Source organism: Pseudochrobactrum lubricantis, from assembly GCF_041929865.1.
Lineage (GTDB): Bacteria > Pseudomonadota > Alphaproteobacteria > Rhizobiales > Rhizobiaceae > Pseudochrobactrum > Pseudochrobactrum saccharolyticum.
The window spans coordinates 1-650 of sequence record NZ_JBHEEE010000055.1 but is presented as its reverse complement, the minus strand read 5'-3'; the positions used below and the strand labels follow the sequence as shown (position 1 = coordinate 650).

The 650-nt window shown below is 50.9% G+C and carries 1 protein-coding gene; it reads left to right on the top strand.

Going from position 1 to position 650, the window contains the following annotated elements; genetic code table 11:
• Nucleotides 1–485, top strand: a 485-nt coding sequence (locus JNC80_RS20010) for a GNAT family N-acetyltransferase (protein WP_376711425.1), incomplete at its 5' end; no start/stop codon positions are given.
• Between the last annotated feature and the right edge of the window lie 165 nt (nucleotides 486–650).

Below are 650 nucleotides of genomic sequence, written 5' to 3'. Positions count from 1 at the left end.
TCCGAAAAGGGCAAGGTGCCAACACAGAAGAAGCGCAAAAAGTTTTTGGGGATTTTCTGATGATCCGACATGCCATCGCTTCTGATAAAATCTCCTGCTTGCGCTTGCTGCGTGAAAGTCATGAGGCTGCGGGCTTCACTTCTCCATTCAGTGCAGCCCATGCCTCGGCTTTGTTTGATTATCACTATGCAAGTCCGCAGGCTGGTCTTCTGGTTTTAGGTGATAAACCGGCGGGGCTGTTGATGGCAGGGTGGTTTGAGCATCCGTTCGGTTTTGGCCGTTATGCAAAAGAAACCGTTTGGTGGATAACACCAAGTGTTCGAGGGAGATGGGCAAGCAAGATGCTTGATGCCTATGAAGCATGGGCAAGAGAGCAGGGCTGCGTGGCTGCTGGCATGGCCTCACTCGCTACCAATGATGTTTCCCGCCTCTATAAGAGACGTGGTTATGCACCGGTCGAAACACACTTTCTCAAAGTCCTCTGAGGCTTAGTTTTCAAAGAGATTATTCATGGCAATTTTTACCGGTATCGCATCTGCGATAGGCGGCCTGATGGCCTCTACCTTTTTGTCAGGGGCGGTCGGCAGCTTTTTGCTTAAAGCCGCCGTTGGTATCGGCCTCAATCTGCTTGCGCAATCCATTGCAGGCAA